Source organism: Phaeodactylibacter xiamenensis, assembly GCF_965229835.1.
GTDB lineage: Bacteria > Bacteroidota > Bacteroidia > Chitinophagales > Saprospiraceae > Phaeodactylibacter > Phaeodactylibacter xiamenensis.
In genome coordinates this window covers 6,963,880-6,979,813 of the sequence record NZ_OZ245931.1, presented here as the reverse complement: position 1 = coordinate 6,979,813, position 15,934 = coordinate 6,963,880, and the positions used below count along the sequence as shown (strand labels likewise).

Here is a 15,934-nt window from a genome sequence, read left to right as displayed (position 1 = left end):
CCCTGGAAGGTTACTTTTTTAACAATAGCCACACCGCCCGGGTACAGACATTGCCTGCTTTCAGCTGAAAATGCTAATGATTTTCCAATACCTTCCCTTTTAGCACTACCCACTTTTAACCATTTCTTACTATCTTTAGCATACCAAAAACTTAAAAAAAACGGACTTCAAAACCCGGGGCTAAGTGCCTTGGGTTCTGTACGGTTCCGCATTCGGTAATTTGCTTTTGCGGGATCGCAACAACAGATTTCACGAATACATAATCCTAAAAACGACGACAATGATTAGGTCCCTGATGCTGCTCCTTGGCAGCTTGTTGTGCAGCCCGATTTGGGCGCAGCACCCCCTCGACAATTGTGAACAGGCCCTGCCTATCGAACTTAGCCTGCCTTCCACCTGTCCTGAATCTTCCATTGAAACAGACACCTTCACCTTCAGCCTGGAAGAAGCCCTGCCCTCGGCTTATCTGAATGCCAGCAACTGTGCCAATCCGGATGTGGCTACTGCCAATGGCGACATCTGGGTCACGTTCCTGCCCAAAGGCAATACCCTGACCCTGACGCTTTCCGGCATTGACCAGCCCCATATGGTGTTGCTCCGGGGAACTTCCTGCGAGCAGCTGATACCCATTGGGTGCGCTTCGGGTGCAACTGAGGCGACCCTGCAGGCCAGCGTGAGCCCAAATGAAGTGTACTACCTCCTGATTGCAGGTGGGGCGGGCTCTGCTCAACTCACGGTTACCTCCACTACCGATTGCAGCCCCTGCAGCCTGGTCCGGGATGGCTACTTTACGGCCTCCCCTGCTCCGGTCAACGGCAGCTATCCGGGCGGACAGGAAGTGCAGATGTGCTTTACCGTTGACCGCTGGTCCAGCACGCCCAACAGCGAGTTGCTGCACGCGCTGGAGCTTGACTTCGACGAAGGCTGGGACATGGCCACTTTCCTGCCGCAGCCCCCCGTTTCCTGCTCTGACAACGGCGCCTGGGGCTGGTACAACGGCTGGCTCAGCGAGGCGACCGGCGATGCTTTTGGCCCTGGCTTTGCCTTTGACGAGATCAAAAATGGCATTCAGGACGGCAATCCGGGCAACAACCGCGGCATGGACGGGCTCGGCTGCGCGGATATTGGCGGTGTGGGAAATGACAACACCCTGCAGTTTTGCTGGACCATAACTACTGCAGATTGCCCGACGGCAGAATTTGGCTATCCTGCCACCCTGAATATGGGCGCAAGGTTACTGGGCGATGGCCTTTCCGGGGCGTGGGGGCAAACGGCCTGTTATAACCCCGTGACCGAGACCTTCAGTGCCAGCCTGTACTGCCCGGACGATTTTGCACCTGAGATCAACATTAGTGATGCCAGCTGTGGTGAAAACTGCGACGGCAGCCTGGCGCTTACCGGCGCAGGGGCAGGCCCCTGGGATTATGTCCTGTCTGACACCAGCGGCAATCTTTTATACCTGGCCACCAGCATTCCCGGACCGGATACCATTTCCGGATTGTGCCCGGGCTTATACGAAATACTGATTGTGGACAACACCAGTAATGAAACCCGTAGGCAATTGGTAGAAATCAGTATTGGTATTGTACCTGCGGCTACTGCCAGCTTCACTTTGCCCTGTTTCGAAGGGGAGCCCATTCCACTAAACGCCACAGTAGAGCCAGCAAATGGCGATATCACTTACCTGTGGACCGGCCCGAATGGCTACGTGCGGACCACGCCTGACCCGTTTGCCCTGTTCCCCGGTGGTTACACCCTGGAGGTTACCGTTAATGGCTGCCCGGCAGCGCCCTACCACTTCACGATACCGGTAATCAGCGATATAGAAATTGTGCAGCTTGGCCCGGATACCCTGACCATCTGCCCGGGAGAAAGCATCACCCTGACTTCCACTGGCACCGCTGAAAGCCTGACCTGGACAGAAGCAGGCAGTGACGCCGTTTTGTCCACGGCTGATTCTGTGACGGTTACACCAACTGATGGGGCCATTTATCAGGTGGAAGGAGTTAGCCCGAATGGCTGTACCGGGATGGACTATGTAGTTTTCCGGATTGCCTTATCCCCTACCCTGTCCGTATTGCCCGGCGGCACACTTTGTCCTGGAGAAGCCGCCTCCTTGTCCGTTGATCAGGGCACTAGCTGGAGCTGGAGTACCGGAGACACCACTCAGCAGATTTCCGTAAGCCCCTCCGGCAACACTACCTATACAGTGACAGTGACGGATGACAATGGCTGCAGCACTGTATTGTCAGCCAATGTGGCGGTTGCTTCCGGCAATGGTTTTTTCGTGTTCCAGGACCAGGAACTTTGCGCAGGCGAAAGTGCTATGCTTGGTGCAAGCGGTGGCGAAAGCTTTCTTTGGAGCACTGGAGATACGACCAACAGCATTACCGTGACACCTGATACCACTCAGACTTATACCGTTACCCAAACCGATGCTTTTGGCTGTACCCATACCGATTCCGTAACAGTCACCGTCAATCCCGATCCTCAGCTCACCTATAATCCCGCAGAGGTACTGATTTGCGCGGGCGATGAGGTCCTGCTTGAGCTGTATCAGGGCGACACTTTGCTGTGGGATACCCTCGTCAGCCCACCGGCAGACGCAGCCTATCTGCCACCTTTCGATTTTGGCTGCCAGTCTGTTCCTGCCTTTCAGGTTTATGTAAGCCCCTTGCCTGATGTTGCAATAGCCGGCCCGGACACACTTTGTGGGCTGGACAGCGTCTGGCTGACGGGCACAGGGGCAGGACAATTGCAATGGGGAGATGGCACCCTGGGGGACAGTCTTCTTGCTGTTCCTATTGGCACAACCACTTACTATCTCACCGCTACGGATACGATAACCGGTTGCAGCAACGTGGATAGCCTTACCATCACGCCTGTTTCTGAGCCGGTTGCCCCAGTCATCAGTTGCGAATCCCGCCTGGGCGCGGTGCGTTTTTCCTGGGCACTGGACACCAATTATTCCTATACAGTCACCGTAGTGGACGGACCGGAAGGATTTTTCCAAAGTGACCATCAATATGCTATCATTGGTCTGACTCCCGGACAAACCGTAAGCATCAATCTGGAGGTCAGCCAGAACGCCGGTTGCTCAACCACAGTCGCAGCGAGTTGTACGACTCCTGATTGTAGTGTACTGGACCTCTTTACGCTCGTTCCAGAATCCGTTTGCATCAGCGATGGGACGATTGCTTTGCTGGCAGACGTTGCCGGTGGGACTAATCAGGGCGAAGGCCAATGGTCTGGCCCCGGTCTGGACAGTACCGGGCTGATTTTTGACCCGGAAGTAGCTGGTGCGGGTTTGCACGAGCTGATTTACACCTACACGGACCAGGGCTGTACCGTAAGTGACACCTCTCTCATTGAGGTCGCCGGTCAATTGTCCCCGGGACAAATCAGCTGTACTTCCGTGGCGGACACGCTGGTCTTCTCCTGGCCCGCAATGGATCAGGATATTGGTTACAGCGTAATTGTCACCTCCGGTCAGGATGGCGTTGTAGAAGGCAATAGCTTTAACATTCCGGGATTAAGCACCGGAGATACGGTTGAGATTCTCCTTACCGTACACACGGATGGTCCCTGTGGCGAATACGAGGTCGCTGCCGGATGCAGCCTGACCACCCCTGTATGCCCGGAGATCAATGTGCCGGCAGACACTTTCATTTGCAACGGAGCTTCGGTCATCCTGGATTTTGCAGATACCCCTGAATGGAGTACCTACAGCTGGTCCCCAGCTACTGGCCTGAGTTGTACCGATTGCCCGGCCCCTGCCGCAGCGCCGGGCTCAACGACGACCTATCAGCTGATTGCTTCCGATGCTGGAGGCTGCACGGATACCATTGAGTATACCATTTACGTGCAGCAGCTTCCCAACAGCTATATACCGGACGGGCCAATTACCTTCTGTCCCGGCGAGGCTTTCGAGTTGTGCATGCCGGACGGAGACATCCACTACTGGATTGGGCCGAATGCCTTTATCGCGACCGATCAGTGTTTGAGCTTTAGCAACATTACAGTGGCTGATGCCGGGAATTACTACGCTTTCATGCGGAGCAATGGTTGCCGGTTCATTAAGGCATTTACATTAGTAGCTGCACCGGAACCGGAGGTAAAGATCATCCCCGAATTGCAAACGGTTTGCCCGAATGATACCTTCAGCATTACCGCGATTGCACCGGATGCCAACAGCCTGAGCTGGTCGCCTGCAGCTTACCTCGACTGTTCGACCTGCTCAACGGTAACGGGCAGCGTGCCTCAGACGGCAACCTTTGTCCTGACGGCTACGGACACCTTTGGCTGTACAGCAACCGCCCAGGCTGTGGTCTTTGTCGACGACTGCGCCCCCGCTCCTCGTCCGGGCAATGACGTTTCCGGGCTCAGCATGATGAAAGCCTTTCCTAACCCGGCTACGCACGAGGTCAATGTGCTTACCCCACTGCAAGGACTTAAAACGCTGCAACTCTGGAGCGCTACCGGACAAATGGTAGCCTCCCATCAGTTTGAGGGGCAACAGTGGGCCTTTCCGGTAGAGCAACTCCCTGCCGGAGCCTATTTCCTGAAGGTGTTCACGCCGGAAAAGACGGAGCAGGTACGACTGATCATCAGCCGGTAAGGCTATTTTGATATACCGAATGGAAAGGGCAACTGATAGGTTTGGTTGCCCTTTTCTGATTATTGAGACCTCTTCCCTGCCTGATTCCTGCCAACACAGCTATTCAAAAGGTCTTTCAGAGCAAATATCGCCACTATAATTTTGCCACACCCAAAGCACTAATAACCAAAGCTTTATTAGCTCAACAGTGTACGCATGCCCCCGTAATCAGGAAAAAACCACAAACAGCGGGCAGCACAAAGCAGCTATCCCGGGTCTTAATTGCAAATGAACACAACCGGACAAACACTAAGGAGTAATTACAAGTAATCTACCCAAACATCCAGAACACAAATGCAGCCCCCCTATTCAAGCCCCCCTTAGCTGGTATTGAGCCCATTGTGAATTTACCACAATAGCCCGGTGCAGGGCATTAAGCCAATACCTTTCCAATTAGCTCACTAATATTTGTCTGGACAATGAGAAGATTCTTTACGCTTCTTTGCCTTTTCGCTTCGGTCATCACCAATGCTTTCGGACAGCCGGAAAACGATTTATGCGCAACTGCCATCCCCATTGACCTGGGACAGGTTATCAACTGCCCTAATGATGCGTCTTTCGAGACGGGGCTATCGGGCACAACACTGGCAGCTACGCCTACGCAACCTGCCCTGCGCCTCAGCCAACCGGTGCAGGGGCTTACCTTTAACAGCAACAGTGCAGATGTCTGGTACACCTTTACCGCTGCAGCCAATCAAACCGTTATTTCTATTAGCGGCGGGCTGGAACAGCCGGTGCTCGTCCTTTTTGAAGGAAATGCCTGCAATGCAAAATTCCCCGTCGCGCTGCAAAGCGGAGCCCCCGGAGCACTGGGCACTACGCTGAGCGCCCGAACCGAACCCGGATCCCAGTACTACCTGCTGGTCAGTACCGGAGACTTTGGAGCGGAGGGCAGCTTCAGCCTGAAAATCAAATCTCAAAACGACTGCAGTATATGCGGAGAGCGCCGTGGCCAACTCTCAGCAACCCCAGCCCCGGTAAACGGCACTTATGAAACCGGACAGGAAGTCACGTTTTGCTATACGCCTACGCTCTGGGCACCGGGTTTTAGCCTGGAATGGCTGCATGGGCTGGACATTGACTTTGGGCCAGGCTGGGACCTGACTACGCTGGAGACCACCGCCCCCACCGCCTGTACGGCACCGGACGGCAACTGGAACTGGTACGAAAACTGGGAAAGCTGCAATACCAACGATACCTTTGGGCCAGGCTTTGCCTTTGATAGCAAAAGGGGGCTGCTGTGCCCCGGCGCAACCGCCTACGACGGGCTGCCCGGCAATAATTTCGGCGACGGCCCCTGTGGCAACCTTGCACCTGCACCTATAGATCTTGAATTTTGCTGGACGGTCCGCGTCCGGTCGACTTTCAATAGTGCCGAAGAAGCCAATCTTAACCTGAGCATCATGATGCTCGGCGATGGCACGTCCGGTTCATGGATGATGGAAAGCTGCGCTCCGACCACCACAAGTGCCTTTTTTGCTACCGCTGTGCCGCCGGTCAGTGCTCAGCCTGGCATAACCGTTGTACAGCCTGCCTGCCCTGCCCTCTGCAATGGCCGCCTGAGCTTATCTGGAGGCAACAATAGCAACATTACCCTCCTCGGCCCCGATGGGCAGCCCGTATTCAGTGGTGCCGGGCCCATCGTCAACACCCTGATTAGTGACCTTTGCCCGGGCACCTACCAGTTTGTTATTGAAACAGGGGGCAATGAACAAGCGCTGAGCGTGGAAGTACCAGCTACCGATCTACCGGACGTGGCTGCCACTTTCCTGCCTGCCTGCTTTGCCGACGATCCTTATCAACTGCAGGCTAATGTGGGTGGGAGTGTTACCGGAATGACCTACAACTGGTCGGGCCCAGACAACTATGCTTCTGGCCTGCAAAACCCGACAGTGCTCCAAACGGGCACTTATCTTCTGGAATCTTTCTTCAACAATTGCCCCATCCCGGCGGCGGAGGTTGAAGTAGTAAACACCCTGCCTGAGATTTATTGCAGCACTACCGAAAACAGTATCGCATTCTCCTGGGCGGCTCAGGCAGCTGACACGACATACCTTCCCACCCTGCTTACCGGGCAGATCGGTCAAATGACGGGAAATTCAACTTTTACAGTCGACAATCTCTCTCCCGGTGAAACTGCCACGCTGGAACTGACGATAGAGGGGCAAGGCGACTGCCCGCTCAAGGTAGTGGAAAAGACATGCGTGACCAATAGCTGCCCGCAACCGGATGCCGGACCAGATACGCTGCTTTGCAGTGCTGCCGGAATAGCCTTAGCTATCGAGGCTGAAGCAGACGCAGTCATTAGCTGGTTGCCAGCTGCCGGGCTGGACTGTACGGACTGCCCAAACCCGGTAGCCACCCCTTCGCAAACGACTACTTATGAGGTAACGGTAACCAATACTCAGGGCTGCACCGGAGTGGATGCAGTGACTATTTTTGTAGATGAAGTACCAGGAGATGTCATCCCGGACGAACCCCTGGCTTTTTGTCCGGGCGAAGCTTTTAGTTTTTGCCTGCCTGACGATAATCATTACCTCTGGATCAGCCCCATAGGGTTTATACAGACAGGCAATTGCCTGACCTTTCCCTACACTTCTCCCAGTGTGGCGGGCGAGTATGCCCTCCGGATAAAACTCCCTAATGGCTGCCGGGTATCGGAAACGATAACCTTAAACGCCGACCCGGCCTGCCATTCGTTTAGTGCTCCCGGAGCAACGACCGGACAGCAGGTACCGATGGACAGGCTACAGGTTTTTCCTAATCCGGCCAGAACAAAAGTCCAGCTGCGCACTACGCTGGAAGGGCACAAGATTTTCCAACTCTGGTCTGTGGATGGCAGGTCTGTTGCCCGGCAGGAGAACGCTGAAATGTCAGTGACTTTTAATTTGGAAGGCATCGCCAGCGGCACCTATGTAGTAGAAATGACCGGAGCAGGCGGAACGGAACGGAAACTGCTGTCTGTTCGGTAGATTTGCAAAAGGCATAGGGAGCACTAGTGGGAAAACGACATGCAATTGGAGGGGAAAGTCTGGCTCCGGCCCGCAAAACAGTTGCGGGGAACTGCTGTAAAAGATCTTCTTTTTGCCTGTAATTAGTCTAAAATCAGCAGTTTAGCCCGTAAACGAACCAAGTATTAGGCTGTTGTTGTTATATTGTAGTAATTTTAGCGTTTTATTCCCGTAAAGGTCAATATGCAATCTAAACAACAGGGCAGACTGCTCCTACATTACGAAACCCACTTACTGGACCCCAAAGCAGAATGGGTGGTGTTTATACATGGTGCCGGCGGCAGCATTGTAACCTGGAAATATCAGGTAGATGCCTTCAAGCCTTTTTTCAATTTGTTATTGCTTGATTTACGCGATCATGGAAAGTCCAAGAATATAGAGCCGGCCTACGAAGAGTACAATTTTGATATTGTGACCTCTGATGTGTTAAAGGTCATTGACCACCTTCAAATCAAGCGGGCGCATTTCCTTTCGGTCTCCCTGGGCAGTGTTGTCCTGCAAAAGCTGGATGAACTACGCCCTGAGCTGGTAAACAAGATGATCATGGCAGGCGGGGTTTTCCGGGCCACTTTCACCATCAAGTTGTTTGTACATTCCGCAAAGTTCCTCAACCACTTCCTGCCGTATCGTGCTATTTATAATCTGTTCTCCTGGGTCGTACTGCCCCGGCGCAACCACCGCCGGTCCCGCCGGATGTTCCGCATGCAATCTCAGAAACTGAGCCCAAAGGAATACCTGAAATGGGTAGGGCTCTACAAGGATTTCTTTCGCCTCTTGCGGCAGTTTTTCAACCGGGAGCTCCGCAACCTTAGCCTGGTTGTGATGGGTGATCAGGACCATGTTTTCTTCAATGCTGCCAAGCGTTTTGCACAAACCCATCAGCGGGCGCAACTCGTTATCGTTGAAAAGTGCGGGCATGTATGCAACATTGAGCAGTATGAAACCTTCAACCGTACTGCCCTTGCCTTCTTGCTGGGCAGCCGGCCGGAAGAGCTGCACGCTCCAACCAGCCTTGAAACCTAAAGCTTCCGAATCATCTTATTCACCCCAAAACCTGTGACCATGAGTGACAAATCTGCATTCCGCAAACTGATCGACGCTATCATTGATTTTTTCAAGTATTTCCTCTCCAAAAAGGAAAAGCCCGAAAAAAAATAGCCCTCCACCCAACCCTTTCCCATGCAGGCTGCGACTGTAAGGTAAATCGCAGTAATGGACTTCGCCTTAGGACCAAAATCGTTGCCCAGCATGTCCACCACCATTGTTTGCAAGCCCGACAGTTCTGATGAGGTGCTCCGGCAGGGGTGCATCAAAGGGGACCGTCTGGCGCAAAAGTACGTGTACGACCGATACGGGGGGTATATGATGGGGGTTTGTATGCGCTACGCCAACGGAAAAGAGGAAGCTATGGACATGCTTAATGCCGGGTTTTTCAAGGTTTTCCAAAAGGTAGGGCAATTTGAAGGCCGGGGGTCATTTAAAGCCTGGATTGCCAAAGTCATCATGTACACCTGCATTGACTGGTTAAGGCGGCAAGCCAGCTACCGCAAGCGTATGGATTTTGAAACCTCAGGAGATATACCGGTCGATAACGAAGCCATGCAAAACCTGGCGCTGGAAGAATTACTGAAACTGGTACAGCAACTACCCGCCGCCACACGAGCGGTCTTTTCCCTCTACACCCTGGACGGGTATAATCACCGGGAAATTGCCGATATGCTGGGCATCAGCGAGGGCACCTCAAAATGGCACCTGTCCGATGGAAAGAAAAAACTTCGTGAAATGATTAAATTGAGCGAGCATGAAGGAGCGTAAAGACGGATTTCAGCACTTACGGAAGCAGTTGGAGGACTTTGAGCACGAAGTGCCTTCCACTGGCTGGAAGGAAATGTCTGCCATCCTCGATGGTGAGCGCCCTGTCCCTCAGCCCGCTGTGCCCGAAAAAACCCGACGCAGGTTTGCAGGTTGGATCTGGTTTGCCGGCGCTTTAATGCTGGTCGGCAGCGGAGTCTGGCTTAGCGCTCAACAGGAGCAGCGGCTGGCGTTCCGTACCAATAGCCAGGTGCTATTGTCTGCCATGCCAGTTCCTCTGCCGAGCCTGTCCCATGCTTCCAATGCGAAGCATACGGTAGCAACGGCAGCATCGATTCAGGAGGAAACGGTGAATAGCCCGGCACTGGTATCAGCACCTCCTATGCCCCCTTCCCGTACTGCGCAAACCGAAAGCAGAACTGCCCCTGCCCCTGTGCGCCGTATGCCGGCACCTCTTACGGACCTTTCCAACAATCCGTTAGATACGATCACCCAAATCCCAGTCAACGACATCATCCCTAATCCGGAAGCCCCCGACACCATTTCCACAAGCGATGATGAACGGGTTTTTGCAGCAATAGCACCTGTCCCTACATTGCCTCCGGATACACTAATGGGGCAGCAGGCAGTGGCGGATATGCCGGAAATTAATCCAGCCAAGCTGCACAGATGGAGCTTTGGGCTAAAAGCGGGAGCCGATTATCAGTCCCTGCAAACCAATGCGCTGCTTGGTGGATTTGCTCAATTCAGGCTTAACCGGAAATGGGTATTGGAAGCCGGCCTGCAGTACAAGCGGCGTTCGGAAAACAACGGCAGCGGGCTGGGCATTTCACCGCCACGTGGAGATACCATCTATCTGCCTGCCTTTGCCAGCATTTCCCCTTACCACCGGTCAATTACCCGGGTGCATTTCCTGGAAGTACCGGTAACGTTGCAGTATCAAATTGGGAAGCGGTTAAGGGTGATGGGAGGAATGCAAGTGGCCTACCTGCGCAGTACAGACCAACCGGTAGGCAGCTGGAATGATGAAAGTAACAGGAACAGCCTGGAAAACACTGCTGATTTCACCTTAGCAGGAGCAGCAGGAGCGGCTCCGGTGAATGCGGCGCGGTTTGAGCGGTGGGACCTTGGTCTAATTGCCGGGCTTGATTACCGTATTGCCAGTCACTGGTCAGTAGATCTCAGATGGCAGCAGGGGCTGCGCGACCTGACCCCGGAGCCCTACTACCAAAACAACGAAATTTACAATAATACCAGTTTACAATTTGCACTCAAATGGCATTGGTAAGTGATCTAAAATATGGGTTGTGGGGCAGTTTGTGCTTCCTTTTTGCCTGTAGCAGTGATGATACAGCGCTACAGGACTTCGCGCCCGGTGAGCCCGGCTTTGCGACCTCCGCTTACTTTATTGACGCCACACTTACCCTTTCCGGTGCCGTAGCCACCACTGAACACATCGAGCTATATGCCGACCTCGACCCGGATACCCCCGAGGGCCGCAATGAATTCCAGGTTATCGAAAGCGGCGCAACCACAGAAGTCTATTCTGTTTTCTTCAATGACAGCACCCTTATCGACACCAATTTTCAAGACGAAGCGGTCTTCAACAACGCCGATCAGTTTTACGGTTCGGCCAGTTACCGGGGGGTGGGATTCTGTTTTTACCTACCCGCACCGGATGCCTCCTCTTCTCTCACCCTTGAGCTGGAAGATCTGCTGCAGCCCGGGCAAACGCTATCCCTAGGTCAAGCGCCGGGTATGGTGGAGATAGGGTATTTTAAAAACCACCCCACTGCCGTCGACCGGGCTGACCGGGGGCTGGTGACGACTGCGACGGAAAGCGCGAGTGGGTATTTAAAAATCCTCCAGGTTGTTTCCGATATACAGTCTGGTTTCGGAGATACCGGCTATCAGGTAACGGTTGAGTTTAGCGCCCCGTTGGGACATCAGCTTGGGCTAAACGAAGGCGGAGCAATAACCGGACAGGGACGGATTTTTATCCCGAAGCCCTAACCGAAACTATGTACTGATCTGCAACACATTCACGCACCTATCCCGAAAGAAGTTTGAAAAGATCTCAAAATAAATGTACTTTTATATTTAGTTATAAGGACTGTCCTTCTTCTCTACCCAGACTTACCCTTTCTTCAAACCGTTTCCAGGTTCATCATTCTTAAGTTTTAACCGGTCTGTACCGACCCGTTGATGTCTGTTTGTTTGCTTATCCCCCCTACAGCATCCTGATATTGTATCCTGTCCACACCGGGCAGGGGTATATTTCTATTCACCTACAAACCCGAAAACATGAGAATTCAATTCACTTTTTTGCTGTTGCTAATCTTGCCAAATCTTTATGCGCAGGACAAAGGGAGCCCCCTTCAGATTGAGGGGACTCCGGTTTCACTGGAAACTGATGCACTTGACCGTACCTTTTCAAACTATGAGGTTTTCCGCTTGGACATTTCTCCAATGGTCGTAAACCGGGAAACGAAAGGCGGCCTGCATGTAGCATTAAAACTTGGAAATGCGTACAACTGGAACGTACAGCTCCATCCTGCACCTTTGTTCAAGCCTGGATTTAAATACAAGGTACTGACAGAGCGGGGGATAACGTACCAGGCACCTCCCCAAAATGCCATATTCAAAGGGCGGTTCACATCACAGGATGCTGGCATGGTCAGGATGAGCATCCACGAAAGCTACATCCGGGGGGTATTAAAGTCCCGGGATGCCGAATACTATATTGAACCTTTGTCTGTTTTTTTGAAGGGTGCTAACCCAGCCCATTATGTAGTTTACCAAGCCAGTGATGTGCTTAAGGACCCTGAGCTGCACTGTGGGATGTCAGAGGCCCGTGAGCATGCTCCGAAAAAGGAAACGCCTACCGATTCCCCCACCAGAATGATGGACCCCTGTGTGAAGGAAGTGGAGCTGGCTTTGGCGGGCGCGTTTGATATGGTCACCAAGTTTGGTTCTGTCAATGCTGTCCAAAACCATATCCTCGATATTACGAATATCATGGAAGGGCTTTACACACCTTTTAATATCGACTATGTTATTGTAGATATGGTCATTCCTGCTTCTTCCGGTGCTGACCCCTGGTCTGGGAGTGCCTTTATGGATATCCTGCTGCCTGATTTTGCAACATGGGGGAATACAGCCGGGAACTTCGCAACGCATGATATCGGCCAGTTGTGGGTAGCGCGGAATGTTTTCAGGGGGTCTGAAGCCGAACCGGAATTCGGACTAATTGGCCGGGCAGACGGGCTTGGTGTGGTCTGCACCGGGGACAGGTACAACGTATGTGAGGATTTTAATCCGGCTCTGAGTTGTCTTTCCTCGCTGAGTGCACATGAAATCGGGCACCTTTGGAATGGCTTGCATAGCCTTGCTACTGAAAACGTCACCATCATGTCTGCATTCATTGTTTGTGCGGCCACTGAGTTTACAGCAGACAATACCAATAATATCCAATCCCATATTGACTCCCGTGGCTGCCTGTCTGACTGCGTGGTCCCGGACAATGACCTTTGCGCCAACGCCATCCCGGTGGAGTGTGGGCGCAACTACTCTGGCAATACGATTAATGCCACTGAAAATGATGCTCCTATGGCATGTACAGGAGGCGGGACACCCAATGAAGGGGTATGGTATCGTTTCAGCGGGAATGGCCAAATTGTTACGGTTAGTACAGCAGGGTCTGCTTTCGATACCCAGATTAATATTTACAGCGGCAACTGTGGAGCCTTAGTTTGCGAAGCAGGTGACGATGATGGAGGCTCAGGATCTACTTCTGAAGCTACCTTTTGCACCGCCGCCGGAACAGATTACTGGATCTACGTTGATGGCTTTGGCGGGGATGAGGGTTACTTTTTGCTTACCGTTACCTGTGAGGATGATATTACTCCTCCATCGATCTCCTGCCCTTCCAATCTTGTACTTAGCAATGATACGGGAGACTGCGGTGCTATCGTCAACTACGCGGCTGCCACTGCCTCCGATTTCTGCGGCATCGCCTCTGTCACCTACAGCCAAAGCAGCGGCACCTTTTTCCCGGTGGGCACCACAACCGTCACGGCTACCGCTACCGATAACTCCAACCTGAAAAGTGACTGCTCTTTCACCATCACGGTAAATGATACTGAAGATCCGGTTGCATTGTGCCAGGATGTGGAGGTCTACCTAAATAGTGACGGAGAGGGCTCTATTACTACAGCGCAGGTCAATGACGGATCATCTGACAATTGTGGCATAAAGAGCGTTTCATTAGATAAGGTTGACTTTGACTGTGATGACCTGGATGATAATACTGTGACCCTGACCGTTACAGATGATAGCGACAACACGGACCAATGCGAAGCTACAGTTACTGTTATTGACGATATCCCACCAGTCGCGGTATGTCTGAATTCAACCGTTGAGATACAGTGGGACGGATTTTACACCCTGCAGGAGTCAGATGTCTTTGATGCGATAAACAGTTTTGATAATTGTTTCATTACGGAAATCGACTTCCCGGCCACAGTATTCGATTGTGATGATAAGTTTATGACCTTTGAATTTCCGGTTACCATCAGTGACCAATCTGGCAACACCGATGACTGCACGGCTTCCGTGTATGTGGACGTGAGTAATGCCCTCCCCCCACAGTGGTCTACCGGCAGTATCGGCAACTCAAGCAATACCTATGCTTTCGATCCCTGCTCCAAACCTGCCCCTGAAGACGGGGACTATACCCTGACGAGCACCGGACGGACTACTCCGGACAACAATTTTGACAACATGGGCTACATGTACCAACCACTCTGCGGAAACAGTGGCATGCAGTTCAAGGTAGAAGATGTGGACAATGGCTACGTGGGGCTCATGATGCGGGAATCCGGCAATCCGGGGTCGAAAATGGCAGGTGTTTTCTCCAATCTCACTAGCCTCCTGCGGTGGCATACCCGCTATCAAACCGGTGGCAATGCCAACAGTATTCTCTTGTACAAGCCTTTCCCATACTGGCTGCGGCTGGTACGTCAGGGCAACTGGATCAGGGGCTACTTCAGCCAGTATGGTACCAACTGGCAGCTGATCCATCAGGTATATCTGCCGATGAATAACTGTATTGGCGTGGGCGTTGCCGTTTACACGACTGATCCCAACGGAACAGCAGAAGCCGTGGTCAGCCACGTCTCAACGGTCACCAATCCTATATTCCTGAATGGGGGCCATACACCACAAGGCATTAGTATGGAAAACCCTGAGGGGCAGCTGAGCATGCAGGCCTATCCTAATCCTGCCAGCGAAGAGCTGTTCATCGAACTGGAAACCCGGGAAGACCTCCCGGTTACTTATCAGCTCTACAATGCGCTGGGCCAGGCCATGCAGACCCAGGAGCAGAAATCCTCCAAAACCACAGCCCGATGGGATATCAGCCAGCTCAGGCCCGGCACTTATCTCATGGAAGCCCGACTGGAAAACGGGCAGCGGCAAGTGATTCGGTTTGTAAAAGCTAACCGGCCGTAAATTCAGGTTACCCTGAAACGAATTAAGCCCGGCAGGCTAAATGCTTGCCGGGCTTTTCTTTTTTTTGATCGAAGCCCAGGTGCCAGGCTCCAAATTTCTTTTCGATCACGAAACAGGCGTTAAAACGAAGTCCGCCGCTGAACCGGTTCCTCTTTCGAAAACAAGTTGCTGTCGCGCCCAATATTGAAGGAAACAGACAGATAAAACAGGCGGCTATCGACATCCTGGTAAGGCATTACATTTACACCATCTACGCGCTCCGTATAATCCTGATTCAGAAAGTTGGTCAGGTAATACTTGAACTGCAAATTGACCCCACCCGGGAACTGCATGCCGCCAAAAACAGAAGGCATGAGCAGGTTGGTACGGTCACTGAACCACTCATTGAATTTTTCCTCCTTATCGTCATCAATAAACAGTTTCTCTTTGTAGTTGAACAGAAAATCAACCTCAGCCCCTCCGTACACGAAAGTGTTCCGGTCGAAGTTTCCAATTTTAAACGCTACGGGTACGCCCAGCGAATAAGCCCGCCGCTTGACTTTCACGTCGTCGCCGGGTTCTATTGCGTTGGCAAATTCTGCGATGCTGATGCCATCATTTTCAGTGATAAAGCCGATATTTCGAATACCGTAGCCGGTAAACAAACCGAAGTTATTCCCGAAATCAAAGTGCCACTTTTGGCCAACATGAAAAAAGGCAGAAAAGCGAAGGATGCCTGAGGCATCTGCATCGTTCACATCTACATCAGCAAAAGAGAAAATGAATTCACCGCCATTGGTGGAGTAAATTTCCACGGATTGGGCAGTGGTGTCCTGCGCCAGTACAAAAAAAGCGCTGCACAGGAAAGCAAGAGTAAACAGGTATTTCATAGGAAGTGGATTTAGGGTGGCAAGTTAAGGATAAGCGCCCAACGGAGCAACTTCCACTGCTATGGATACCCGGC

8 protein-coding genes are annotated in these 15,934 nt (G+C 52.4%); 7 read left to right on the top strand and 1 reads right to left on the bottom strand.

What is annotated here, in order from left to right:
• Positions 1-280: 280 nt before the first annotated feature.
• From ACO08I_RS26975 to ACO08I_RS26945, 7 genes are all read left to right on the top strand, one after another.
• The gene (locus tag ACO08I_RS26975) at positions 281-4,618 is read left to right on the top strand and encodes a T9SS type A sorting domain-containing protein (RefSeq protein ID WP_421947667.1); all 4,338 of its coding nucleotides are present in this window, start codon (positions 281-283) and stop codon (positions 4,616-4,618) included.
• A gap of 458 nt (positions 4,619-5,076) precedes the next feature.
• The gene (locus tag ACO08I_RS26970) at positions 5,077-7,629 is read left to right on the top strand and encodes a T9SS type A sorting domain-containing protein (RefSeq protein WP_421947666.1); all 2,553 of its coding nucleotides are present in this window, start codon (positions 5,077-5,079) and stop codon (positions 7,627-7,629) included.
• A gap of 222 nt (positions 7,630-7,851) precedes the next feature.
• Positions 7,852-8,691, top strand: coding sequence for an alpha/beta fold hydrolase (locus tag ACO08I_RS26965; RefSeq protein ID WP_282776582.1), 840 nt, complete (start codon positions 7,852-7,854; stop codon positions 8,689-8,691).
• Positions 8,692-8,916: 225 nt separating this feature from the next.
• Complete coding sequence (locus ACO08I_RS26960; protein ID WP_282776580.1) at positions 8,917-9,483, top strand: RNA polymerase sigma factor; 567 nt, start codon at positions 8,917-8,919, stop codon at positions 9,481-9,483.
• The gene (locus ACO08I_RS26955) at positions 9,470-10,768 is read left to right on the top strand and encodes a porin family protein (RefSeq protein WP_282776578.1); all 1,299 of its coding nucleotides are present in this window, start codon (positions 9,470-9,472) and stop codon (positions 10,766-10,768) included. Before ACO08I_RS26960 ends, ACO08I_RS26955 begins: the two co-directional genes overlap by 14 nt.
• A complete protein-coding gene (locus ACO08I_RS26950) occupies positions 10,756-11,493 on the top strand; it encodes a hypothetical protein (RefSeq protein ID WP_152605124.1) in 738 nt (245 codons plus the stop codon). The genes ACO08I_RS26955 and ACO08I_RS26950 overlap by 13 nt, the downstream gene beginning before the upstream one ends.
• Positions 11,494-11,784: 291 nt before the next feature.
• Positions 11,785-14,991 carry an HYR domain-containing protein gene (locus ACO08I_RS26945; protein WP_421947665.1) on the top strand — a complete coding sequence of 1,069 codons (3,207 nt, stop codon included), beginning with the start codon at positions 11,785-11,787 and terminating at the stop codon, positions 14,989-14,991.
• Positions 14,992-15,110: 119 nt separating this feature from the next.
• Here ACO08I_RS26945 and ACO08I_RS26940 read toward each other — a convergent pair whose 3' ends face one another.
• Positions 15,111-15,860, bottom strand: coding sequence for a hypothetical protein (locus ACO08I_RS26940; RefSeq protein WP_052516157.1), 750 nt, complete (start codon positions 15,858-15,860; stop codon positions 15,111-15,113).
• Between the last annotated feature and the right edge of the window lie 74 nt (positions 15,861-15,934).